This is a genomic window from Nonlabens ponticola, assembly GCF_003966335.1.
GTDB lineage: Bacteria > Bacteroidota > Bacteroidia > Flavobacteriales > Flavobacteriaceae > Nonlabens > Nonlabens ponticola.
Map to the genome: position 1 here is coordinate 1,972,885 of NZ_CP034549.1, position 25,057 is coordinate 1,997,941.

26 protein-coding genes are annotated in these 25,057 nt (G+C 40.0%); 9 read left to right on the forward strand and 17 right to left on the reverse strand.

Annotated features, from left to right (window positions below; genetic code table 11):
• The first annotated feature begins 192 nt into the window (after positions 1–192).
• The 3 genes from argH to EJ995_RS08905 all read left to right on the forward strand — a co-directional run bounded on the left by argH (position 193) and on the right by EJ995_RS08905 (position 3,204).
• Positions 193–1,464 carry an argininosuccinate lyase gene (gene argH, locus EJ995_RS08895; RefSeq protein ID WP_126447701.1) on the forward strand — a complete coding sequence of 424 codons (1,272 nt, stop codon included), beginning with the start codon at positions 193–195 and terminating at the stop codon, positions 1,462–1,464.
• Between the two features lie 137 nt (positions 1,465–1,601).
• A complete protein-coding gene (locus tag EJ995_RS08900; RefSeq protein ID WP_126447703.1) occupies positions 1,602–2,525 on the forward strand; it encodes an EamA family transporter in 924 nt (307 codons plus the stop codon).
• A gap of 169 nt (positions 2,526–2,694) precedes the next feature.
• The gene (locus EJ995_RS08905; protein ID WP_126447705.1) at positions 2,695–3,204 is read left to right on the forward strand and encodes a hypothetical protein; all 510 of its coding nucleotides are present in this window, start codon (positions 2,695–2,697) and stop codon (positions 3,202–3,204) included.
• A 108-nt stretch (positions 3,205–3,312) separates the two neighbouring features.
• Here EJ995_RS08905 and EJ995_RS08910 read toward each other — a convergent pair whose 3' ends face one another.
• The 3 genes from EJ995_RS08910 to EJ995_RS08920 all read right to left on the reverse strand — a co-directional run bounded on the left by EJ995_RS08910 (position 3,313) and on the right by EJ995_RS08920 (position 6,612).
• Positions 3,313–4,053, reverse strand: coding sequence for a PA3715 family protein (locus EJ995_RS08910; RefSeq protein WP_126447707.1), 741 nt, complete (start codon positions 4,051–4,053; stop codon positions 3,313–3,315).
• A gap of 18 nt (positions 4,054–4,071) precedes the next feature.
• A complete protein-coding gene (locus EJ995_RS08915) occupies positions 4,072–5,619 on the reverse strand; it encodes a M20/M25/M40 family metallo-hydrolase (RefSeq protein ID WP_126447709.1) in 1,548 nt (515 codons plus the stop codon).
• A gap of 108 nt (positions 5,620–5,727) precedes the next feature.
• Complete coding sequence (locus EJ995_RS08920) at positions 5,728–6,612, reverse strand: dienelactone hydrolase family protein (protein ID WP_126447710.1); 885 nt, start codon at positions 6,610–6,612, stop codon at positions 5,728–5,730.
• Positions 6,613–6,852: 240 nt separating this feature from the next.
• Between EJ995_RS08920 and EJ995_RS08925 the strand changes: the two genes are divergently transcribed.
• Positions 6,853–7,044, forward strand: coding sequence for a cold-shock protein (locus EJ995_RS08925; RefSeq protein ID WP_126447712.1), 192 nt, complete (start codon positions 6,853–6,855; stop codon positions 7,042–7,044).
• Positions 7,045–7,466: 422 nt separating this feature from the next.
• On the opposite strand, the gene EJ995_RS08930 is transcribed toward EJ995_RS08925, so the two are convergent.
• The 3 genes from EJ995_RS08930 to EJ995_RS08940 all read right to left on the reverse strand — a co-directional run bounded on the left by EJ995_RS08930 (position 7,467) and on the right by EJ995_RS08940 (position 10,678).
• The gene (locus EJ995_RS08930; protein ID WP_126447714.1) at positions 7,467–8,081 is read right to left on the reverse strand and encodes a hypothetical protein; all 615 of its coding nucleotides are present in this window, start codon (positions 8,079–8,081) and stop codon (positions 7,467–7,469) included.
• Between the two features lie 77 nt (positions 8,082–8,158).
• Positions 8,159–8,728 (reverse strand): DUF4251 domain-containing protein, encoded by a 570-nt coding sequence (locus tag EJ995_RS08935; protein WP_126447716.1) that lies wholly within the window; start codon positions 8,726–8,728, stop codon positions 8,159–8,161.
• Between the two features lie 84 nt (positions 8,729–8,812).
• Complete coding sequence (locus EJ995_RS08940; protein ID WP_126447718.1) at positions 8,813–10,678, reverse strand: T9SS type B sorting domain-containing protein; 1,866 nt, start codon at positions 10,676–10,678, stop codon at positions 8,813–8,815.
• A gap of 224 nt (positions 10,679–10,902) precedes the next feature.
• On the opposite strand from EJ995_RS08940, the gene EJ995_RS08945 reads away from it, so the two are divergent.
• The 4 genes from EJ995_RS08945 (at position 10,903) to EJ995_RS08960 (ending at position 13,050) form a co-directional block, all read left to right on the forward strand.
• On the forward strand, positions 10,903–11,205 hold the full coding sequence (locus EJ995_RS08945) for an HPF/RaiA family ribosome-associated protein (protein ID WP_126447720.1): 303 nt from the start codon (positions 10,903–10,905) through the stop codon (positions 11,203–11,205).
• A gap of 3 nt (positions 11,206–11,208) precedes the next feature.
• On the forward strand, positions 11,209–11,610 hold the full coding sequence (locus tag EJ995_RS08950) for an arsenate reductase family protein (RefSeq protein WP_126447722.1): 402 nt from the start codon (positions 11,209–11,211) through the stop codon (positions 11,608–11,610).
• Positions 11,611–11,682: 72 nt separating this feature from the next.
• Positions 11,683–12,666, forward strand: a complete 984-nt coding sequence (locus EJ995_RS08955) for a TerC family protein (RefSeq protein ID WP_126447724.1) — start codon at positions 11,683–11,685, stop codon at positions 12,664–12,666.
• Positions 12,667–12,741: 75 nt separating this feature from the next.
• On the forward strand, positions 12,742–13,050 hold the full coding sequence (locus EJ995_RS08960) for a hypothetical protein (protein ID WP_126447726.1): 309 nt from the start codon (positions 12,742–12,744) through the stop codon (positions 13,048–13,050).
• A gap of 108 nt (positions 13,051–13,158) precedes the next feature.
• Here the strand turns inward: EJ995_RS08960 and EJ995_RS08965 are convergent, their stop codons facing one another.
• From EJ995_RS08965 to EJ995_RS08990, 6 genes are all read right to left on the reverse strand, one after another.
• Complete coding sequence (locus EJ995_RS08965) at positions 13,159–13,923, reverse strand: SDR family NAD(P)-dependent oxidoreductase (RefSeq protein ID WP_126447728.1); 765 nt, start codon at positions 13,921–13,923, stop codon at positions 13,159–13,161.
• A 1-nt stretch (position 13,924) separates the two neighbouring features.
• Positions 13,925–14,548: a nitroreductase family protein gene (locus EJ995_RS08970; protein ID WP_126447730.1), complete on the reverse strand. Its 624-nt coding sequence runs from the start codon at positions 14,546–14,548 to the stop codon at positions 13,925–13,927.
• The gene (locus tag EJ995_RS08975) at positions 14,549–15,265 is read right to left on the reverse strand and encodes an MBL fold metallo-hydrolase (protein ID WP_126447731.1); all 717 of its coding nucleotides are present in this window, start codon (positions 15,263–15,265) and stop codon (positions 14,549–14,551) included. It abuts the gene before it with no gap.
• 92 nt (positions 15,266–15,357) lie between these two features.
• Entirely contained in the window at positions 15,358–17,919 is a 2,562-nt protein-coding gene (locus EJ995_RS08980) for a phosphoenolpyruvate carboxylase (protein ID WP_126447732.1), read from the reverse strand.
• A 52-nt stretch (positions 17,920–17,971) separates the two neighbouring features.
• Positions 17,972–18,223 carry an acyl carrier protein gene (locus EJ995_RS08985; RefSeq protein ID WP_126447734.1) on the reverse strand — a complete coding sequence of 84 codons (252 nt, stop codon included), beginning with the start codon at positions 18,221–18,223 and terminating at the stop codon, positions 17,972–17,974.
• A 42-nt stretch (positions 18,224–18,265) separates the two neighbouring features.
• On the reverse strand, positions 18,266–19,546 hold the full coding sequence (locus tag EJ995_RS08990) for a beta-ketoacyl-[acyl-carrier-protein] synthase family protein (RefSeq protein ID WP_126447736.1): 1,281 nt from the start codon (positions 19,544–19,546) through the stop codon (positions 18,266–18,268).
• Positions 19,547–19,673: 127 nt separating this feature from the next.
• On the opposite strand from EJ995_RS08990, the gene EJ995_RS08995 reads away from it, so the two are divergent.
• On the forward strand, positions 19,674–20,942 hold the full coding sequence (locus EJ995_RS08995) for a POTRA domain-containing protein (RefSeq protein WP_126447738.1): 1,269 nt from the start codon (positions 19,674–19,676) through the stop codon (positions 20,940–20,942).
• Here the strand turns inward: EJ995_RS08995 and EJ995_RS09000 are convergent, their stop codons facing one another.
• Genes EJ995_RS09000 through EJ995_RS09020 form a run of 5 tightly spaced genes read right to left on the reverse strand, consistent with a single transcriptional unit; the run spans position 20,943 to position 25,032 of the window.
• Positions 20,943–21,383 carry a 3-hydroxyacyl-ACP dehydratase FabZ family protein gene (locus EJ995_RS09000; RefSeq protein ID WP_126447740.1) on the reverse strand — a complete coding sequence of 147 codons (441 nt, stop codon included), beginning with the start codon at positions 21,381–21,383 and terminating at the stop codon, positions 20,943–20,945.
• An 8-nt stretch (positions 21,384–21,391) separates the two neighbouring features.
• Entirely contained in the window at positions 21,392–22,171 is a 780-nt protein-coding gene (locus EJ995_RS09005; RefSeq protein ID WP_126447742.1) for an SDR family oxidoreductase, read from the reverse strand.
• Complete coding sequence (locus EJ995_RS09010) at positions 22,165–23,220, reverse strand: type III polyketide synthase (protein WP_126447745.1); 1,056 nt, start codon at positions 23,218–23,220, stop codon at positions 22,165–22,167. Before EJ995_RS09010 ends, EJ995_RS09005 begins: the two co-directional genes overlap by 7 nt.
• Complete coding sequence (locus EJ995_RS09015) at positions 23,210–23,920, reverse strand: class I SAM-dependent methyltransferase (RefSeq protein WP_126447747.1); 711 nt, start codon at positions 23,918–23,920, stop codon at positions 23,210–23,212. Before EJ995_RS09015 ends, EJ995_RS09010 begins: the two co-directional genes overlap by 11 nt.
• Complete coding sequence (locus EJ995_RS09020) at positions 23,917–25,032, reverse strand: NAD(P)/FAD-dependent oxidoreductase (RefSeq protein WP_126447749.1); 1,116 nt, start codon at positions 25,030–25,032, stop codon at positions 23,917–23,919. Before EJ995_RS09020 ends, EJ995_RS09015 begins: the two co-directional genes overlap by 4 nt.
• Positions 25,033–25,057 lie beyond the last annotated feature (25 nt).

The window sequence follows — 25,057 nt, forward strand, 5'->3', positions numbered from 1 at the left end:
ATTTTCTTTAGCGCAGGAAGCGAAATTTTTAGACAGGTGTGCCACAGCCTAGACTTTTTGGTTACTTTTTCGGTAATGGAAAAAGTAACAAACGAATAAATTGAATTAAATGCTTCGTCAAATAATTAATATGAAACGACAGAGCATTTCATCATATAACTCGAATTAAGGCAGTAAAGAATAAAAAACAATATGAAACTTTGGGATAAAGGACTTAAAATAGATGATCGCATAGAGCAATTCACGGTTGGGAACGATCGTGAAATTGATTTACATATTGCGGCTTATGATGTTCAAGCATCTGCTGCACATGCTAAAATGCTTAATAAAATCGGTATTCTGGATGCGACAGAGTTGGATCAATTGCTGCAAGGTCTTGAAAAGCTCAAAACACAAATCACCAATGGTGAGTTTGTTATTGAGGACACGTTTGAAGATGTACATTCTAAAATTGAGCACGAGCTTACCGTAATGTACGGCGACGTTGGTAAAAAAATCCACACGGCAAGATCACGTAACGATCAGGTGATTACTGCCTTGCAATTATTTTACAAGGAACAATTGCAAGACATTCAGTCCAAAACTCACGAACTTTTTGAAACACTACTGAACCTATCCGATAAACACAAAGACCAATTATTACCAGGCTACACCCATCTACAAGTTGCAATGCCATCATCGTTCGGTTTATGGTTTTCTGCGTATGCAGAGTTATTGGTGGACGACAATTATTTGTTAGATGCAGCTTTAAAAACTGTGGATCAAAATCCACTAGGAAGTGCGGCTGGTTATGGTAGTTCATTCCCGATCGATAGAAGCGTGACGACCCAAGAAATGGGATTCGCCACCATGAAATACAACGTGGTTGCAGCACAAATGGCTCGCGGTAAAAGCGAGCGTACCATTAGTTATGCTTTGGGTAGTCTTGCCAACACACTTTCACGATTCTCGATGGACATATGCTTGTACTTGAGCCAAAATTTTGGTTTTGTGAGTTTTCCTGATGAATTGACGACTGGCAGCAGCATCATGCCACACAAAAAGAATCCAGATGTCTTTGAATTAATTAGAGGTAAGTGTAATCGCATTCAGGCACTGCAAAGCGAGATGGTGTTGATTACTAATAACTTGCCCAGCGGTTATCATCGCGATTACCAGCTACTCAAAGAGTCCATGATTAGAGCAATCATCGATATGCAGGATTGCCTCGCAATCATGAACTACTCTATAAAACAAGTAATTGTAAAAGATATAGATCTCAACGATCCCAAATATCAATACCTGTTTACAGTAGATAGCATCAACAACCTAGTCGTTGATGGCGCTGCCTTTAGAGATGCATATAAAACCATTGGCGGTCAAGTCGAGGCAGGAACCTATCAACCAGATTATTCTAAAAAGCATAGCCATGAAGGCAGTATTCATAATCTCAATCTAGCAGAGATTAGAAATAAGTGGCAATAGATTTTCAATCCAATACCATTGGGTACAACAATAATTCTGTGCTTTAATCTATTGGCAAAATCGATTCTTGCAATAGTACATTACGGTCATAGAATGTTCTAGCTTTGCCCGCTTAATTGGAATAAGTCCAGCCTACAATGAGTATTTCTAAAAAAACATGGTTACTTATTATTGCATTTTTTTGCGTGTATGTTTTTTGGGGTAGTACGTTCCTATGGAACAAGATGGCCGTCAAGGAATTACCACCATTTTTCCTAGCTTCAATTCGTTTTACAAGCGCTGGTCTGTTGGTTTTTGCCATCTCTATTGCTACTAGAAAAAGCCTTGCCATTACACGTAAGCAGCTTCTCAATTGTACGCTCGCTGGATTTCTATTTCTCGCCTACGGCAATGGTGTATTTGTCTGGGCGCTCAAATGGGTAGATACAGGCTTTGCTTCCTTGTTAGCTTCCTTACAACCGCTCATAATTTTACTCATGATGCGCGTGATACAACGCAAGAAACTACAATGGAAATCCATGGTAGGCGTGACGCTGGGTATTATTGGTATGTACCTGCTGGTAAGCCAGAAAGATATAATCTCAAAGGAAGGAATGGTCATTGGGATCCTGATGATCCTAAGTTGCCTGATTGCCTGGTGTAGCGGTAGCCTGTTTGTTGCCAAAGCTGATTTACCAAAGAACTTTTTTGTCGCCACCGCTTACCAGATGATCGCAGCTGGAGTGATACTAGTCATTGCCAGCCTATGTTTTCAAGAACCGTGGAAATCACCGCTAGTCTGGCAGGACAACACACAAATCGCTATTATTTGTTTGATTTTATTTGGTAGCATTGCGGCCTTCACGTCATTCAATTATTTGTTGAAACATGTCTCGCCAGAGAAGGTCACCACTTCCAGCTTTGTGAATCCTGTAATAGCTATTTTATTAGGTTGGTATTTCCTAGAGGAATCAATCAGTTTACAGACAGGTATTGCGGCTTTGTTATTGCTCACTGGTGTATATTTTATCAATAGCAGGAAGCGAGATAAGCCAGTGGTAGTGGCTAAGACAAAAGTTTGACTCGTGCGATATGATTGTACTAAGTTAGCTTTCGCGAAAGCGTAATTCTAACCATCATCCTGACTTTTCCAATTACAAATGTGCGACATCATGTAATTATGACAATCTCATCTCATGGATGTATTCCCTAAGGATCATCACTTATTTTTGCAGCTTTTAAAATCTTGAAATGGGCAGGAAGACATCTAACAAAATGCGATTGTATCACAGGAATCTAGGGTTCTTTCTGGCTGGTATCATGGCGGTCTATGCAATAAGTGGTATTGCCTTGATATTTAGAGATACCGATTACTTGAAAAAAGAGGTAATTCATGAAAAGCGTATCGCCACAAATCTAGACCAAGCCGCGCTGCGCACCGAGCTGCGGATCAAGAAATTAGAAGTCATTAAAACCTCTAACGATACACTTTACTTTAAAGAAGGAACTTATAATACGGCGACTGGCGATGCCGTGTTTACTAAAATGCAAACACCTTATTTGCTTGATAAACTCCAGCATTTTCATAAAGCCAAAACTGGCGATCCACTTTACTATCTCAATATCTTTTTTGGCGTTGGGCTGCTGTTCTTTGTAGTATCCGCTTTTTGGATGTTCATGCCATCAACACCTATCTTTAAAAAAGGTGTTTTGTTTGCCGCGGCTGGACTGGTGTTGACTTTACTACTATTGTTCATTTAAGGCTCAACGGTTGGTCTTGAATCATATGAATACAAAAAGCGAGTGAATCTGTGGATTTACTCGCTTTTGTATTTATTTGAGATTCATAAGTTTATGTAGCAATGATTTTTATTGCTCCTTTACCACAATGTATTTTTTGTCTGCTTCACTATACGTAAGAAACTCACTGAAACTGCTTGTCCTATCAATTATTTCTTTATCGCAATTTTCATCATAGCGATAATTGGTAGTTATCGAATTAAGAGATATTGGTTTAAAGCGATTTCCTGTATGTAGCTGCGTGAAAAAAATAATTTTTGATTTTTCGAAAGATACATTCTCACACGATCCATCAGTATGGCCATGTGATTCCTCAATTTTAAAACTGTTTAAGATTTCAACGATCTTCTTATTTTCAACATAATATAAATTTAAATATACAGCATGGTAGGGATCTATTCTTGAGCTACCACCATAATTATAGGTAAGTCCAAAAGCTGTTTTATAATTATTTATATTTTGAAATGAAAGGTCAATTTCTATCGAACTTAAATACAAAGCATCTGATGTCCACGCGTTTTGTTTGACGTAGTGTGTGTAAAATTCTTTTGTTTGACTATTCCAAATGACAGTATGATTATCAATGTCATAGCAATAATCACAATCCTCATATCTACCAGAAATTACTGGTAGTACAGCGATTATCCTGTCACTGCTATATTCATCAAAGGCAACTTTGTCTCTCAACAAATCATTTTCATCTATATCGAGAAATTGAATAGCAGCTTTTACCAGTTCATCTTCTATTGCTTCTTGAGCACTACTTAAAGTGGCAACTAATAAAGCTGCTAAGCACAACATCTTACGCATAATTCAAATATTACGGTATCATTCATCTATCGTCCTGATAGGCGATCGTGGTGTAGGCCATTCTCGGCGTTCGCCAGTACGGCTATCAATAGGCAATACAGCTTGTTCACGACTGGTTTTATCTGGATCTTCGCTGGCTTTATAGGCCAATATTGCTGTCAAAATAGCGTTGTTGCGCACATCATCAAAAACGATCTTGTCATACGTATCGCGATTAGTGTGCCAGGTGTAATTCCAGTAATCCCAACTCAATGAACTCAAACTAAACGCCGGCGCGCCAGCTGCCTGAAAGCTCGCATAATCAGAACCGCCACGAGCTGGTGATCCAGGAAAACTTGTCTCAATCTTATCAGTTATGTCGTTAGGAACAGCGTTGAGCCAACTGCTCAAATAATCATAGGATTGCAAGAAACCACCGCCAGAAAGTCTTACCACGCGACCAGTACCATTGTCTTGATTGAATACGGCTTGTACGCCAGCTACAATTTCTGGATGATCTTCAACGTAGGCTCTTGAACCGTTGAGACCTTGTTCCTCGCTACCCCATAAACCAACAATGATGGTGCGTTTAGGGTTAGGGTAGTGCTTCTTTAAAATACGTGCTGCTTCCATCATCGTGATAGATCCAGTACCGTTATCTGTAGCACCGGTACCGCCATCCCATGAATCATAGTGAGCACTCAGGATCACATATTCTTCGGGTTTTTCAGTTCCTTTAATGGTTGCGATAGTGTTGAATGTAGGTTGTTTACCTAGATCTTTTGATTGGGCGTTGATGTGCAGTTTTGGCGTGTGGCCTGATGCTGCCAGGCGATAGAGTAGTCCATAATCTTCTAGTTCTAGGTCGATGGTAGGAATCTCTTTAGTGCGAGCACTGAAGATTTTATTGACGCCAAATCCTCTTGACCAATTGGAACCTATTATAGCAACCGCTCCAGCTTTTTCAAGTGCCTCGTCTATAGATCTAGAGTTGTGACCCATATTGCGCAAGTTGTCTCTATAGGAGTCACGCATGCTGTCTCGATCCTTTTTCATTTTTTCAAAAGAAGCATCAGTCGCATATTCTTCCCAGTTTTCATCGGGTCGTCCAGTAGGCTGTGGCATGGACGTGAGAACGATCTTTCCCTTGATGGTCTTGAGCCAGTTGTTGAATTGATCTTCATTTTCTATCGTTGGTAAGATTACAACCTGTGCTTCAAGGCCTTTTTTGCTGGTGCTAGGACTCCATGCGAGTTGGGTTCCTTGTAGGCTCTCGACTCTAGGTTCTAGCATATCGACGTGCGTGATACCACGCTGCCAGCCTTGCCAGTCACCATAATTTTCTAGTTGTGCATCGATGCCCCAGGAATTAAACTTTTGTACGGCCCATTTGCCAGCCTGCTTCATCTGTGGCGATCCTACCAGTCGCGGCCCGATAACATCCATCATCTCGTGTGCTAGGGATTCTAATTGAGAGTTTTCGGTAGCTTCCTTTATAATGGCGTCGACTACTGGATCATTTTCTTGTGCGATCAAGGTTCCTGTGCATAAAATTACGGATAGGAGTGTGGTGGCTAACTTGTTCATATTTCTATTGTTTGTCTTTATATCTGTGGTTAGTGATGTGGTTTTTGATGATTTTGCTTTCGCGAAAGCTGACACGGTAAATGCATCATGCAAATTATTATATATCGATCAAGAAAGATGCTTTTCAAAAAAGTCGATAGTTCTAGACCAGGCCAGTTGCGCTGCCTCTTTATCATATCGAGGCGTCGAGTAATTGTGAAAACCATGATTGGCGCCATCGTAAAAATGAGCAGTGTGTTCAATGTTGTTGCGTTCAAGAACTTCTTTATAATCAGGCCAGCCGGCATTTACTCTATCATCAAGCCCAGCATATTGCAATAGTAGCGGAGCACTGATTTCCGCAGCTTGAGAAGCATCAGGTTGCCTGCCATAGAATGGTACGGCGGCACCTAGATCAGGTAGTTGTACGGCCATCATGTTTGCGATCCAGCCGCCAAAACAGAAACCAACCACACCAACATTGCCGGTGCAATCTGGAAGGTTTTTCAAATAATGGTACGCGGCAATAAAATCTTCTAGCATCTCTAATCGATCACGAGTGCGCTGCATCGCACGACCTTCATCATCATTACTAGGATAACCACCTAGTGGGCTAAGTGCATCTGGTGCCAGTGTGATGAAACCATCGATGGCGCCTTGACGACCTACATCTTCTACATAAGGATTGAGGCCTCGATTTTCATGAACCACGATAATGCCGTGTACTTTTTTATCAAGCTGTGACGGTCTTGAAAGTAGTCCTGTAATATCGCCGCCACCTTTAGGTGAACTATATGTTATGTACTCACTTTTAAATCGATCGTCATCGATTGCCACTGTTGGATTATCATAGTCAGGTTGTACAAAACTGAGCAGGCTAGGTAGCGTGAGAGCGCCTACGGCAAAGACCGATAATCGCTCTACAAAGGCGCGACGATCAATTTTATTATGTGCATAATCGTCATAAAGATCCAGTACTTCTTGAGAAATATCCTCGCGTTTGAGCTGCGCCATGATGTAGGTGGTTTAAGATTCTTAAAGCTATTACTTTTTTGACTAATGCATAGGCAGTAGAGTAGTGCAAGTGCCACTGATAAAGGATCATGATAATTACCATTACTTGTGCACCCGAAGTTTGTAATAAGACAACATGCTAACCATCAACGAAGTAACTTATTGAATGTTAGGGAAATAATTATGATTATTGTGGTTTAAATAGTCCATCTTTGTACTTTAATAATTTATAACAATAACATGAGTACAGGAACAGTAAAATTTTTTAACGAGACAAAAGGATTTGGATTTATCACTGAAGAAGGTGTAGAGAAAGATCACTTTGTACACGTGACAGGCTTGATCGATGAAATACGTGAAGGCGACGAGGTTTCTTTTGACCTTAAAGAAGGTAACAAGGGACTTAACGCAGTAAACGTAAAAGTACTATAATATATACTTGACACTATTGCATTCTGTGATGCTAACCCATCCAGAATTACACTTAAAACCCATCATTTTGATGGGTTTTTTTGTGGCTTGAATTAAATTTATTTTCTGTGGAACGATTCGCCTTCAGAGTTTTAAATAACAGCGATGAATTTTCCCATATACGGAACAGCCTAATTAATGACTTAATTGAATTTGAGCGTATCATGGCGAAGACGATTCCTGTTGTGGATTTGCATATAAGTGACGACAGTTTGTTAGTGGCTCGCTGTGACGATTAGGGTGTTGGTACTTATAAGATTTGTAATGTTTAGGAATTTAACATTGCAAGAAAAGATAAATATGACTTATGTTCTATAATATATATTATGTCAAATAAATGAGCATCACTGACTAAGGTGACACTCCAACAATATCCTATTTAATTAGCGTGATGCAACAGCATCTACTTGCATCGACTTCGCTCTAATAATATATCCATTAAACGATTGTCTAAGCGCAAAGGTCCTGTTCTTGAATTTTCCAATGCCAGGCGAATACTCTAACAATACTTTATTAGGTTCATTTGGCTGTGCTGCATAAATATATTGAATGACTGAAGCAAGAAATCTATTGTCACCTTCATAGATATCAAATTCTACTTTGTATCTATTTTTATTAAGTTCTGGTGTGACTTTTAGATTTCTTTTCAAACCTTGAATCTTGTGACGTTCGTTAGATTTCAAGGTTTGTTGTGGCCTATCATTATTTAAGAATTGACCCGCTGAACTATTGAACTCAAGCAACAATCCTATTGAATCATTATTCACGTTGACATATTGTTGAACAAACTGTGGAATTTTTTTCTCACCTAAATCATCTACATTAACTAAATCTGCATCAAACTCAAAACCAATAAGATATTCTTGGTTTTGTACTATCGATGCTAATTCATCTAATTCCAATTGCGATGCGGATTCATCTTCAATTTTAGCACTATTACAACTGGTAATAGCAAAGACAAAAAAGATGAAACCGAAAAATTTATAAAACTGATTCATAATAAAATTTATATTGATTCCTAAAATAAAATGCCACAAGTATCATTCCAAGCAAACTGATAGTAAAAGATTGATCTTTAATCTTGGCTTACAGAATTGATGGTACCTCTATACTCCATCCTAGTACGCTGATTACTATTTACATAGATTACGGCATTCTTGTTGGCAAACAGAATGAGATCCACATTATAGTTCTCAGTTCCTTGATTTACCTCAAAGCTTATATCGTAACGGCGTTTATTATCATCAGCACTGATTTCATAATCATCTGGTGAATCTTCAAAAACAATTCCTGTGTCTCCATCAGTACCTGCATAACTACCTGCCTGACGGCGCTCACCATAAAAAGGCAAATTAGCCATCACTTGATCGTTGCCTATTTGCATGAAATGTCCATCGCCACTTATATCTATACGTGCTGCGCTATCGCCGGTATTAGTCAATACCTGATTGATGACTTGCTGGCTTGCATAAGTATTGCTGGGATAAGCGGCCTGTGCTTCAATACGCAATTCACCGCTGTTGATCATAGCTTGTAATTCTTGCCATTCTTCTGTAGTTCCAGTTTTCTGTACACTGCACGAGCTTATTACAGCCAAAATCATTGATAAACCAATCCATTGTAAACTCTTTGACATCTTTCTCATCTTCTCTTTTTACCCAAAAGATAGCGAGTTAGCGTATATCTCTATGAGAATAACATCTTAAAATTCAAGAGGATGTGATCCAGCTTATCTCTTAAGCGTAAAATTTCCTGAAATTTCCTGGTTGACATAATAAATACGATACCAATAATCTGCACTGGGTAATGGCTCATTATTGATGGTACCATCCCAAAAATTATTATCAGCATCAATCAAGGCAACTAGCTTACCATAGCGATCAAAGATTTCCACTCGAGCATCGGGAAAGGATTCAATATTTCCCAGAGTCCATGTGTCGTTGAATCCATCTCCATTAGGCGTGAAAAATTGGTCGATTCCCAATTTATTGAAAACATCGCGCACAATGACACATCCATTAGAATCTGTCACCGCGATTCTAACTTGTAAGAGGTTTGCTATTTCAATGTTATTGCTTGTTTGAAAAGGCTCCTCATTGAAGCTATACAGGAAATCACCGTCGTTGGTTACCACAGTCAAAACATCATCTACTTCAGCTATGGATAGAATTTGTGGTACCACTACTTCTCTCACTTCAAAGGTTGCCGTATCGCTACATCCTGCATCATTAGTCACTATAACGTTATAAGTACCTGCGGTACTTACGTTGATGCTAGGTGATTGCTCACCACTACTCCACTCATAACTAGCATTCCCTGTAAACATTGGGTTGAGTTCAATTTCTTCATTGGGACAAATAAGGAATGTACCACCTGAGAGCCGTGGCTTCTCACCAATGATAAATTCAATCGCTGCTCGCTCATCGCTGATACAACCTGTGGCTGCGTCTCGATTTTGGGCATAATAAAAGCCAGTCTCACTTACCCGTAAAGAATTACTGGCAGTAACGATAGGTGTACCACCAACTGCTTGATCAAACCACGCCACTTCTACACCATCATTTGCCTGAACTTCCAGCAAGCCTTCTTCTCCTTCACAAACGACGACCTCGCTTTCAAGTGCAATAGGAATTGGGACTTCGGTAACTGTATATTGAAATGCTTCAGAAATATTGGCGCACTCATTACCTACTAGATTAGCCGCATCTTCGGCTATTTTGATACGGTAAAAGGTCGTTTCTTCAATCATTTCAGTGATCAATACAGGATTGTTTGCACCAGCGATGTCATCATAGTTCTCTCCATCAATACTGGATTGCCATTGATATTCTGGTGAGTCAAATACGGCTTCCTGTGTGTTGACACTTAGTTCAATGGATTCTGCCATATCGCTACCGCATCGTCCAGAGGCAATTTCACCATTTTGATCACGCAGTTCTACAGCATCGCCACAGGTTTTAAAAGTGATGTCATCTATCGCCAGATCATTACCGCAACCGCCTTCACCTTCATTAATCATTTTTAGGATACAGCCATTTTGCCCAGCGCTGGTGGTAAACGTGAGGCCATATTGTATCCAGATGGGATCATCCTCTGCAAATCGTGGTTGCATAACACCTTCAGCTAGCCTATTAGTATCGGTCGCATCCCATATCTCAAAACGCACTTGCACGGGAATCTCGATACCAGCACAAGCATTAGGTGAGCCATCCAACAAATTGATAATCCAGGCACTGAATTCATAATTTGTATCACCACACAAACCGTTAATGGTCGTTTGAAAAAATTGATCAGGCTCAAAAGATGCATTGACAATTAGCGCCTTCCCATCTTGATCGCCAGTGTGATCGCCTACCACATGAAGACTGTTGAGTTGTCTCAAATTGCTAGAAATCGTGTATTCACCATCCTGCGTTCCCGAGTTGACAAAGCGGTAGCTGGTTTGCATACTACTCAATGGCGGCCCACTTGTGGTACCTGACCCAAACGTTTCCTTAAATATATCCTCACTGGATGCACCGGTGCAAAATCCTAGTTGCGCTTTCGCGAAAGCGGAAAAAACAACCATCATCACAACGACCAGTAAATATCTCATAGGCGACTAAGATAAACAGGAGTTGCGGATTTCAAATTGATCAGCAGAGTTTTAAGTGGCAAGCCATACTGCTGACTCATAGTCGCTTAAGTACAAATCTCAACAAGTAACTTAAATATTGCGCAATTCAAACGTCTAACAAATGCTTAAACGATTGCTAAAGAATATCTAAAGTGCCTTTTGTTTATCAACGCTAGCGGTATCTTTAAGTAAAATAATGATTTATGAACGTAGTATATAATTACCAACACGTCACAGGCAGCCAGGAACTTGAAGCCTATACAGAAGAAAGACTTAAAACAATTTTTGAGAGATATAATTGGGTGACCCGTGCAGATGTATTTTTTAGAAATGAGAACACGTCCAGCCGCGAGACTGGAATGATCGCCGAGATACGCTTGAGCGCTCCAGGACCACGTCTATATGCTGAAGAGTCGCACAGCACTTTTAAAGAATCAGTTGCCAAAGTAGTGCAACAATTGAAAACGCAGTGCGAGAAGCGCAAGGCAGACATGATATCTCATTAGATTATGATTTCTCTTGCAACTGACGAGCGAGAAATTGTCTTGCTCTACGACTCAAACAACAAGAATCATCGAGAGATTTATGCCTATGCTGTAGCGGCCAAAAAACCGCTCAATGCTATTGACGTCAATAAGCAGCATACAACAGGAACTCAATGGAGTGAGATTGCCAACAAACTTGATAAAGACGTAAAAGACTTGATCGATACAGATCACAGCATTTTTATCGAGAAGCATGGTAAAAAAGTAAGTCTTACTAATGATGGTGCCATCAAATTGTTGCAAAATGATCCAGAGATGCTACTTTTCCCGATTGCTGTTCAAGGCGATAAAGCAAAGGTGCTACATCTTTACGGTGACATGACAGACTTTATTGGACCTGATACCGCAGCGGTTAACATACCATAACTATTGAATTGAATGATCTATTAAAATCCAGTCTTAAAGGCTGGATTTTATTTTATACTAACTTGCCCTAATATGATTATCTGGATCTCCTTTATTATCATGGTCGGTATCTTTTTGATATTAGACCTTTTTGTTTTTAATCGCAAGGCTCATGTTATTGATACCAAAGAGGCCAGCAAGTACACGGCACTATGGGTAGGAATCGCACTGTTGTTCACGATTGCTGTTTATTTTATTTACGATTACGGCGCGGTAGCAAATCCAGACAATCTTACCGCCGGCAATGCTGCCATAAAATATTTGACAGGTTATTTGATAGAGCTCTCACTAAGTATCGATAACATTTTTGTTATCGCTGTGATCTTTAAATCATTTGCGATCCAGCAAAAATATCAGCATCGCGTGCTCTTTTGGGGTATTGTCGGTGCTCTTGTATTTAGAGCACTCATGATCCTTTTTGGTGTAGCGCTTATAAGTCAAGTTAGCTGGATGACTTATGTCTTTGGAGCGTTCCTATTATACACGGCATTTAAGATGTTGACCTCGCACGATGAGGAATTTGACCCTAAGCAAAGTGCTGTATATAAGTTGGCTAGAAAAATGTTCCCTGTGACTGACCGTATTGATGGTCAAAAGCTATTTGTACGCAAGATGGGTAAACGCATAGCCACTCCTCTATTTTTAGCACTGGTAGTTATTGAATTGACTGATGTACTTTTTGCTCTGGATTCTATTCCAGCGATTCTTGCCATAACTGCAGACCCATTTCTAGTATTTGCCAGTAATATTCTTGCCATAATGGGATTGCGTAGTATGTACTTTTTCCTATCAAACTTGCTTGATAAATTTCAATACATACATTATAGCCTAGTTGCGATATTAGCTTTTGTAGGAATCAAGATGATCCTGGTACATCATTTTCACTTTCCAGAATGGGTATCTCTAGGCTTCATCTTTCTAGCTCTAGGTGTAGGAATGTTGTTCTCAAGCCTCAAAAAAACAACTAAAAAGGATGAACAAGAGTTAAAAGAATCGTTGAACACCACTAAAGATTAACAAAAACGACTAAATCATACGTTTAAACGATATTATTACCGATTATCTGTATATTTGAGTAAATACATTCGGTATATGGTACATTTTAACTATTCACATTTAACGCGCAGTAAGAAGCTTGAAGACTTCATTGAAAGTTCATTAGCAACTATTATCACTAATGATGTGCCGGTTTCTAGCGTCTATTGTTTCTTGAGTCGTGCCTTTGATCATCGTGATCGATTAAAAAGCACCTTAAAGATGCAGGTAAGACTAGAATCAAGTGACAGTTTTGTCCTTGAAAAGTCTGCTGGTAATTTTAAATCTGCCTACAAACAGATGGCTGAAGAACTGCAATACATGTTTAAGAAGTCTGATCCTGATCAGGCTCTGGCATCTGCTTAAAAATTAAAAAATCCCAACATTGCGACATGTTGGGATTTTTTTATTGTAGAACCTAAGCGTATTGGACTGGAACGTGTAATGATACACTAGTACTACGTTTATACAAGCTTAGGACTTGAAAGCACCGTATCCACCGTCGGCCATTAGATTTGTAGCATTAATACTACTTGCTGCATCGCTGGCGAGAAATGCTACCACTTTACCTATTTCCGTAGGATCATTGAATTGCGAATCAGGTATTTGGCTTTTCCAATGTTCCAAAGTCTCTGGACTATCGCTACCTACTTCTTCTAGTATGCTAGTTGCCGTATAGCCAGGCGAAACACTATTGACTCTTATTCCTTTATCGGCTAGATTAACACCTAAGGTGCGCGTCATTTGTACGATACCAGCTTTCGCCACATCATAACCTATATGATTTTCTGGACTCACTACATAATGTGCGCTGATGGAAGCAATGTTTACAATTACACCACCATTACCACGCTTTATCATTTGTTGCGCAAAATCCCGGCAGCAAAAGAACGTACTGTTCAAATTAATATTCATCATTTGGTGCCAGTCATCATCTGTATATTCTAAGGATGGTATATCGTTAGCTACTCCAGCATTATTTATCAAAATATCAATATCATGCTCTTTAGAAGCCTTATTGATTTGATCATTATTGGTGACATCCAGAATGATGTAGCTTGCCTCAATGTTTTTGAGCTTCAATTGGTGCTGCGCATCCTTCAATTGATCTTCATCAATATCGCTCAAAATTATATTGGCACCTACAAGACCTAGCTCGGTTGCTATTGCAAGACCTATTCCTTGAGCACTGCCAGTGATCAAGGCGCTTTTTCCAGAAAGATTAACCAGATGTTGCATATCAATCCTTATCTACATGTGCACGATCTACATAATCGCCGTTATAAGTGAATTCTTCTTGTTTTTTGCGAGAGCGTTCTTTGGTTTCTTCACTTCTTAAATCCTCAGGCACTTCATCTAGTTCGCCTCCGTAGTAACCTACCGCGATTGCCGTAGCAACGTGAAAAGTGTCTGGAAACTTGAATTCTTTCTTAGCTTTCTCGTGGTCCACTCCAGCCATTTGATGTAATGCGATACCCATACTCTGCGCCTGGATTGCCATGTTTGCCGCAAATTGACCTAGATCATGCAACGCATGAAAATTGTCCTTGCCATCTGGCGTTTTCTTATCAAACACTCCTAATAACAACACAGGAGCATTTTTTGCCCATCCTTGATTAAATTCAACAAGAACGTCCATGATACGATCGTAGGATTCACTTCCTTTCACGCCCCATACAATATGCCAGGGCTGGAAGTTATTGCTACTCGCTGCCCAGCGACCAGCCTCAAATAATGATTGTAAATCGGTATTACTTACTGGTGTATCCGCAAATTTTCTAGGACTCCAGCGATTCTTGATGAGATCATGTACTTTGTGATCTGTTGGTGTATTCTTTAATACGTCTGTTTTAGGTTGACTCATTTATAAATTTTTAGTTGATTCTTCTTTAGTTAAATTTCTCATGATTCTTTCTCTTTCCTCATCATCAATCTCAAATTGTGGCTTACCATGCAGCGGCAATAAATGTTCAAAATCTACCGAAATACTGCGCAGACTCTCACGCAGTCCTAAGTCTGCCTGCTCGCTAGCGATAGGTGGTCGCTCAAAATAGTATTCATCCTTTTCATACGGCGACCCAATCGCACTATCTCCGGTAAACAAGGCTTTATTGAATTCACAATATATAGCTACAGATCCTTTAGTATGTCCAGGCGTATGGTAAACCTTGATACCAAATGCATCAAATACATCATTAGGTTCATCAATCGCTGCTAACTGTGTGTTGTTCTTGTCAAGTGGATGTATGTAAATCGTAGTATCCAGATCCTTGGCAATGTTGTCGACATCATCATAGGCTTGTGAAATCAAGTCTGCATGGGTTAATAATATTGCTTTAATGTGATAACCGCTTTCGCGAAAGCGTGCAATCTCTTCCTTGTGCTCTTTTATGACCGCATCAATAAGAATAATATCATGCCTGTTCTTGTGGCGCAACATGTATCCATTACCAAAGTGGTGTACGTGCTTATCGTACTTGAGTAAAAAAGTATCTGGTAAAATCTTGACCGATTCTCCAAAAACAGCTGTTCTCAATTCATCTAGCCTGCTATAAACATCTATGCGATCTACTTGTTCCATTGTTTTTTATTTCAATTTACAATGCGATCACAATAGCTGCTTTGCGATTAAGATAGTTACAACAACATATTGAGATGGCTTTAACGTTGCGCTTAGGCAGAGTTGCGGCTAGCGTTAATATTGCCATAAAGAGATCTGGTCACCATCTTTTCATAAATCTCTCGTTGATCATTATTAGTATCACCCATTTCTTGAATTCGCTTTAGAGCAAATTGCTGTATAGTAAGCAACGGTAACACGATGTTTTCACGTGCCATGATACTCGCCTTTCCTGCTGGTTCATTTTCCATCAATTCGTTCATACCAGATAGTTCCAACATAAGTTTTTTGGTACGTTGATACTCTTCAAAAATCATGGTCCAGAATGCACCATACTCTTTGTCGTCTTTCATATAACTAGTTAAACCAAAGAATGACTTAGTCAAACTCATCATACTGTTATTCAATAGCGTACGGAAAAACTTTGAGTTAGTATAGAGATCCTCTATAGCAGCCCATTTACCATTATTTTTCATTTTTTCAAGTGCTGTTCCTACGCCATAAAATCCTGGTACATTTTGCTTGAGCTGACTCCAGGATCCTACAAAGGGTATGGCTCGCAGGTCCTTAAATCGTAGCTCGCTATTACCACCACGTTTACTAGGACGACTGCCTATGTTTGTTTTTGCATAATATTTGAGCGTGCTCATATGCTCTAGATACGGCAAGAATTTATCATGCTGTTTAAAAGCCGTGTAGGCGTCATAACTATGTTGTGATAATTCATCCATAGTTGCGCTATCTGCATCAGTAAAGTCATTGGCCTTGCTATCATAAATAGCGTTTGAAACACCACTACTCAATAGTTGCTCTAGATTGTATTGGCAACTTTCTAGTGTACCAAATTTTGAGCTTATCGTTTGTCCTTGAACAGTCAACTGTATTTGCTTTGACTCAATCTTGCTACCCATGGATGCATAAAATTCATGCGTTTGTCCACCACCACGAGCTGGTGGCCCACCACGACCGTCAAAGAAGATTACCTCAATGCCATGCTCTCGTGATACGGCTGTCAATGCTTCTTTTGCCTTGTAAATACTCCAATTAGCCATTAAGTATCCACCATCCTTGGTGCCATCACTAAAACCTAGCATAATATGCTGTTGCTCGCCACGACGCTTTACGTGGTTGCGATAATTCTCATTAGAATACAACTGCCTCATCACATCTGGCGCAGCCTTTAGATCTGGCACCGTTTCAAAAAGTGGTACGACATCGACGCTAGGTTTGTGCAAACCGCATAGTTGTAGCATCGCATAGGCTTGCACGATGTGTTCTACGTTTTGGGTATTTGAAATGATATAACGATGACATGCACGCTCACCATTGAGTTCTTGAATCTGCTTGATAGCTTTGATGCTACCAATAGTTTTTCTTGTATTCTCACTCTCAAAATCCTCTTCCTGCAGCTTACCTGTCAAGGTAGTCAGATGGTTTAATCTTTGCTCTATGGGTAATTCCAGATAGTTGGATGGTAGTTTCGCTTTCGCGAAAGCAAACATATCATCAAAAACTAATTCATGGATACTGCTGTCCTGCCTGATATCCAGCGCAGAGAAATGCAGTCCGAACAGCTCGATCTTATTGATGAGTGACTGCAACTTATCTGCAAATAAGCCATTGTGTTTCTCATCTACCGTTTCCTTGATATCGCGTAATTTTTCCTGTAATTCCTGAGCAGTGAAGTTTAAAGTGCCTCTTTTCTCAATCGCTTGATATAACTGATGTTCCAGCTTCTTAAGAGGTTGTTCAACACCTGAAAATGTCAATCTGCGAGAGAGTTTGCGCAGATCACGGTAGTAATTTTTAATAATGGTACTGCGCAACTTATGAGCCACGTCTAGTGTTATTTGCGTGGTCACAAATGGGTTGCCATCACGATCACCACCTGGCCAGAAGCCTACCTCAATCAGCTGATTTTTAAAATCAATGTTATTGGGAAGATTAGATTTTACGTAATCGTATATATTACCAATGGCGTGATAAAAGATATTCTCCAGATACCAGACGAGACTCGTTGCCTCGTCAAACGGTGTGGGCTTTTCTTTTTTAAAAAATGGTGTCTTACCTAATTGCGCTAGTAATAACTTGACCTCTTTGATGTCATTTTTACTCACGGCAGCGCTCAAATCATTTATAATTCCCAGTACTGATCCCGGATAGAATTGTGTAGGGTGTGCCGTCAGTACGGGCTTGATCTTAAGTTCCTTGAGATAATTGACTAATTCTTGTTCTTTTTGCAGCGCCTGTGCTTCTTCTTTAATGCTGCGCAGCGTACCGCGACCATCCAGATTTTGAACGGTTGCAAATGCAGCATCTTCTATCGCATCAAAAAGTACTACCTGACGTTCAATATATTGTATGAACCTGAATAGTTGCTGCTCGCGTTCTTGCTGCGTTGCCTCTCGCATGTAGCTGTCAAAGAAGAATTCTACAATTTCTGCAGGATTTTTTCCTCGATCAAAACCATCACGACATATCTGGCTAAAGAGCGGCAACAAGCCACCGGTATTAGAAATTTTATCAAAAGGCAGCGTCATGAAAATACCATTGAATATCTGGTATTTTGAGGCTACTTCGTTCTCGAATCGTTGTAGTTTAGGTAATCTTGCCATAGTCCTACTAAGGTAGGATTCCTGTCATAGACCACAATGATTTTAACGTGATTTAGGCGGTAATTTTCTCTTGTACGATGCGCACGGCATCTTCTACAGTTTGCATGTTCTCCATGTCTTTCTCATCAAGGATGATGTCAAACTCGTCCTCTACATCAAGAGCAATGTCCACAAGATGCGCGCTATTTATATTCAAATCATTCATCAAGTGGCTATTGGATTTGATCGCCGTGGCATCGACGTCCTGTGGTAGATAGGTCTTGACAATGGTAAATAGCTTGTCTTGTATTTCTGCTTGAGTCATGATTCTTATTCTTGCCAGCAAGATAGCATTCTATTTGTAAGATTAGCCATCAATTTTTTGAAGAACTACACAGGCATTCACATCACCAAAACCGAAACTTGCCTTGATAACAGTCTTTAAATCGGCCTCGATAGTTTCTTTAGGAATTTTATCCTCATTAATAATTGCAGCTATCTCAGGATGCAATTGATCAATATTACTATTACCATAAACCAGCTGATTTTTAAGCTGTAGGATCGTGCCAACTAATTCAATACTTCCTGCCGCAGCCAGGCAGTGGCCTATGTTTGACTTAAAACTATTAATGTAAGGAAAATTGGTTGCCGTTGTACCTAGAGCCTTCTTCCAATTCTCCACTTCAAAGGCATCTTTTCCCGTGGCTGTAACGTGACCGTTGATCGCGTCAATCTCATTAGCTTGAACGCAAGAATTTTCAAGTGCTGACTTAATTACGTTAACAACGGCATCTCCATTAGGCGCCGTCATACTACCATCACCACGCTGGCCGCCAGAATTAATGTCGCCACCCAGAATTTCTGCATAAATAGTAGCTCCTCTTGATACTGCAGATTCTAAACTCTCAATAATCAAAGCGCCAGCACCACTACCAGGCACGAACCCTGAAGCATCTGCGGCAAATGGCCTGCTAGCGCTAGCCGGATTATCATTATACTTTGTAGGTAATATGCGCATCGCGTCAAAACCACCCCAAATGTACGGCCCAGAATCGCTGGTGCTTCCTACCAGCATTTGGGTGGCTAGTCCGTATTTGATACGCTCATAGCCCATCAATAAAGCTTCAGTTCCTGTGGCGCATGCACTAGAATTGCTGGTCACCATATTACCAGCACCCAATTCACCTGCAAGCCATGCGCTTATACCGCTGGTCATGGTTTGTATGACGCTCGTGCTACCTAATCTGCGCACTTTTCCTTCATCAATCAGGTTGATGGCTTCTCTAAACTTCTCGCCACCCGATTGACCTGTGCCAAATATGACGCCTAACTGGTCATGTGCATGATCTGCTGGTGCGACTTCTAGCCCAGCATCTTTGTATGCCTCTTTACCAGCTATAATACCGTAAAGCATGCCGCTTGCCCTGAATCCTCGTTGTTGTAAAGGTGTTAGGTATTCATCAATCATTTCTTGAGATACCTGCGGCGTTCCAGCCACTTGACAGCCAAAATTCAAATCTGCCAACTGCTGCTCAAATCTGATGCCACTGATCCCTTTTCTCAAGGCTGCCTCAAACTCTGGTACAGTAATAGCGTTAGGCGCTACAACGCCAAGACCGGTTACCACTACTCTATTATTTACTGACATATCCTGCTAATCTATAAACAATACAGCTTTAATCACTATATGAAAGGAAGTATGTACATGAAAATGTGAAGCGATTGAGATATTCTTGCAACATCTTGTGATTATCATTGCCCTTCAAAGTGCTATCATGATTTTAAGATTCATATTCATATTTGTTTTCTCGGGTTATTCTGTATCTATAACCGCTCAGTCTTTCCAGATCAACGAGCTTGAATTTAGTGGTCTTGACAAAACAAAAGAGTCATTTTTAAGGCGTATTCTCAAGACAAAGCCAAAATCTAAAATCGACTCTACCAGAATTGCTATTGATCTAGAACGACTGAACAGATTACCAGGAATCGCAAAGGCGACGGTTACAAAGCAATTACAATCTAACGGTGTGTATGATTTACTGTTTCAAATAGAAGAAAACTTCACTATAATTCCCGGCATACGAGTCAATACAGCGCCCAACGGTGATTTTGCATTTAGATTATCGCTGTTTGAATTCAATGCTCTTGGTGCTAATCATTTGATTGGTGGTTACTATCAAAACGAGGTTTTCTCATCCTATGGAGGTTTTATCGAGTCAAGGTATCTATTTACTAATAAATTAGGTTTAGGCATCAACTATCAGGATAACAACACCTTTGAAAATATCTTCTTTGATAATGAGACCGAGACTAATTATAGATACCAAAGACAATCATTTGAAAGCTATCTCATGTATGAATATGACTTTCATAACAGAGCGGAATTAGGATTCGAATTTGCTGCCGATGAATACACCTATGAGGATGGATTTATTAATGATCAACTACCAGAAAACCTTGAGGCAAACAAACTCAATTTACGTGGTCAATATGAATACATCAATCTCTTAAGAGACTATCAATATTTCACAGGCTGGCGCAATCAAACAGACGTACGGTATGAGACTGGTGGTGATGGATTTCTAGATGATAATGTGATTATCACAAATGACCTTGAGAACTTCACACGCGTAGGTAAAAGAGGTAATTGGGCCACACGTTTGAGATTGGGTTACATGACCAATAATCAAACGCCATTTTCTCCTCTCATCATTGATAATCAGCGCAATGTAAGAGGTGCAGGAAATGTTGTGGATCGCGGTAGCGCTAGTATCACTTTAAACACAGAATATCGACATACATTACTAGAAAAAGGCTGGTTTGTCCTGCAAAGCAATACTTTTCTGGATCTCAATACACAACGGCAAATCAATGAGGATTTTGGTAGTGCGTTTGATTCTACCAGTTTTAGAGCTTCTCCAGGATTGGGCGTGCGTTTCATTCATAAACGCATATTTAATGCAGTCATTAGATTGGATTACGGCTTTGGGATTGGTGAGAATGCGGCGAGTGGTCTCGTGTTTGGGATAGGTCAGTATTTTTAATCAGCCTTTCAGGATCATGCCGCTTAGGAATCCTTCGGCTATTTTTTGTTCATTCTCATCGAGCATTTGCACAGCAACCTTGAGTTTATTGAATTTAAAATATTCTTTCCTAGCACTAACAATCACGGTCGTATTAGGTAGTACCAGATTAATAAAATTAACGTGAGCCTCTGTAAAGACAAATTGTGGCTTTATCGCTCTTTCCTTGACAAGATGGCTGCCCAGACAGGCCAGTCCAATTTGCGCCATACATTCTTGCAGGATGACTCCAGGCGTTACAGGTTTGGTATTAAAATGGTGTTTGTAGAAGTATTCGCTTTCGCGAAAGCGGTACACGCCAATTACATGGTCGTTAGATAGCTCCAATATCTTATCGACAAACTTAAAACCATCACCGTAAGGCAAGTTGGCTACAATTTTATCGTGGTCATCAAGAATCATAGGTGTAGTTAAATTAAGGATTCACCACCATCAACCTTGATGATCGTACCGTTGATAAAGTCACTTTCTGGACGACATAATACATACACAACGTTTGCCACATCTTCTGGTTGTGTGAGTCGATTCATGGGATTGCGCTCTAAGCTATGCGCCTTGAGCTGCTCATAATTAGGAATGCGTTGAAGACTTTCGGTATCAGTAACGCCGGCCTGTATGCAATTTGTGGTGATGCCGTGTCGTGCAAATTCTAGTGCCATGTTGCGTGTTATGGCTTCTAATGTTGCTTTGGCAGCGCTGACCGCAGCGTAGCCCGGCATTGGTCTTTGATTTCCCTCGCTAGTGAAACTTATGATACGTGCTGGATTGGCTATAAGTTCTTTGCTTATCAATGCTTGCGACCATTCATAAAGACTGATGCCCATTGAATGTACGGTTTGCTCAAAATCGCCAACATTTAGCGGATTGTCGCCGGTCATGGGTTTTAAATTTCCTTTGGAAATACTATGTAATAGCAAATAGATTTTTCTTTTATCCAGAAACGCGGTGACTTGCTCTATGATGGATGGTAGCTTGATAGATGATGTCGCATCTGCATTGATGTATAAATGTTGTGCGGCATGTTCGAGAGTATCAAATCGTGCTTGAATAGTGTTTACTTGAATTCTAGATGCGCGGTAAACAATAATCAATCTCATACCATGCGCTGCCAGCTTTTGAGCACTCGCAAAACCTAAACCGCTGCTGCCTCCTAAAATCAGGCCTACCTTGCCATCCAGATCCTTTACCATTGCAATAAAATACGTTGCGCAGTAAATCCAGGCCCAAAGCTGAGCATCAATCCATGATCGCCAGATTTCACGTCTTTTCTTCTCATAAAACGATCCAATACAAAAAGTACGGTGGCGCTGCTCATATTACCGTAAAGTCTCAAAACTTCTTTAGTATCATCGATATTTTTCCCTAAATCGCTGAACAATACCTCAACCGTCTGTACGATTTTCTTACCGCCTGGATGAAAAATCAGATGATCAACGTTTGCAATTTCCAGATCATTCTTTTCCAAGAATGGATGTATAATCGCTGGAAAATGGCTTGCGATGGTCTCTGGAACCGACTTGTCCAATACCATCTTAAGACCGCTATTAACAAGATCAAAACCCATCATGTGGGTCGCGTCTGGAAAGTGGTACATCTCATGCGCTTTTACTGTTGGACCGCTGGTATGATCATCAGATGAGAGCAACACACAAGCACAACCATCACCAAAGATCGCTGCACTGACCATATTTGCCATGGAATAATCATTTAACTGAAACGTAGCCGTAGGCGCTTCAATAGCTATTACTGCTGCTTTTTTACCTGGATTTGCTGTGAGGAAATTAGTTGCATAAATAAGACCTGATATTCCAGCAACGCAGCCCATTTCAGTTACCGGTAATCGTACAATGTCCTGACGCATGTGCAGATCATTGATTAAGTACGCATCGATGGACGGAATCATAATTCCTGTGCAGCTCACGGTAATGATGTAATCAAGATCCTGCGCTTTCCAGCTAGCTTGATGGAGTGCTTTTTCAACAGCCTGGCGCGCAAGAGGAACTACTTCTCTCTTGTAGATGTCGTTGCGGTCTTGAAACGACGTTCTCGTGAATACTTCAATAGGATCCATGATAGAATATCGCTTGTCTACTGCGGCGCCCTCAAAAATCTTGATGGTCTTGCGTCGCAGGCGTTCATCTTGATCTGCGAGCCATGTTTCCACAAACGGTAAAATTTCGGCTGTTTCCTTATAGTATGCTGGTGTGACCGTAGCCACCGTTGCTATTTTAACGCTCATTAATCGGGATCTCCCATATATAACGGAACGACCACTTCCATGTCAATCGGTCATTGGTAATACTGCATTTATCGGCATATCTCTTAAAGTCTGAACGCTTAAATCCTGATGCAATAGAGATAAGTCCATCATGCCTAGAAATACGATGCTTGATAAAAATAGGACTAAAAAACTTAAAGAAATAGAATGCAAGAATATTCCTATGCAAGTCATTGATGATGATTCTAGTACTTGTAATCTCTTGAAATTTGTTGAGAAATTTCGGTATTTGTTCTTCATTAAAATGGTGCAATGTCAACGTACATAGCATGATATCGCAATTCAATTGTTCTGGTGGTGTTTTGAGAATATCGCTTTCGCGAAAGCTAATACGTGAATAATTCTTACACTTCTCACGAGCATTTGAAATAGATTTAGTGCTCAAATCAACTCCTATGTAATCAATATTATCATGTGCCAAATGATCACTTAAATATCGCAACATAGCACCGTCGCTGCAACCCAGGTCGATAATCGTGTAAGAGTCTTTTGGATTATTTTGAAGAGCTTTCTTGACAGCATTAAGTGTAAACTTATAACCACCTAGATACGTATTTACTTTGTTAACGTCATTTACAGCATGACGCAGCTGCTCTTGGCTAATGCTGGGATCGTCCATCATTTCAGGCAATGTACTGCGCTTACTCGAACTATATATCATGCAGAAACTGGTTTGCCATGTGTTTTTCTAATAATCAATTTTAAACTAGACGGCACTAGTTTGAGAGCATTGTACATGATTCTTGTCAATTGAGGATTTATTAAAATGGACTGTATCCAGCGACCGTAACGCATACGATTACCAAAGTTTTTTTTCCAACTTTTTTGATATTCTGCAAGCATGGTTTTTCTTGAAATGGTATTGTCCATATATTTCTTCACCAATTTACTCGCGATATGAGCACTATGAATAGCCATTGCCATGCCGTTGCCGCATAATGGATGAATCAATCCTGCGGCGTCACCTATGAATAAAAAATCGCTTTTAGTCTTACCACGCTTATCAAAGGATATTTGAGAGATACTTATGGGCTTGTCCCAAAGCGGTATGGCATTCTCAAAAAAAGCTTTCAAATGAGGATTTGCTGAAAGCACATGCTTATTAAATTGTTCTATTTCCTTGAATTGTTGAAAAGACTTGAAAGTCGTCAAATAACAGAGATTAACAGCGCCTGATTCTACTCTAGATAATCCAGCATAGCCACCATTAAAATTATGCAGCTGCACCTCATTCCATGACATGTCATATTGATAATGCATCTTTACAGCAAGCCATTCGTTTTTCTTGAAAGCGAAATCTCTATCTAATGCCTTATCAAGAATGGATCGTTTTCCAGTAGCGATAATAAATTGCCTGCAAGAGAAACTTTCACGGTCCGTGGTAATCTCATGGCAATCATCAGTTGATTTTGCATTCAACACCTTTGCGGTGATGATCGTGGCTTTTTTACTTGCTATTTTAAATAGTTCATGATCTAGGCAATATCTTGATACGCCATAACCTCCTAGCGGTAAATCATTTTGAATGAGATCACCATTGGTGGTTGACACTTTAAACTTTTGAATGTGTGCGCTGGTTAATGTTTTTAAATTGACGCCATAAGATGCGAGCACGTCATAAATTTCGGCACTTAGGTATTCTCCACACATCTTATGACGTGGATATTCATGAGGATCAATAAGTAAAACTTGGTATTCTTGAGATAGCTCAATAGCAGCACAAAGTCCAGAAAGACCACCACCAGCAATAATAATATCGTATGAATTCACCACTACTCAAAGATAGTGGTAAGCAAAC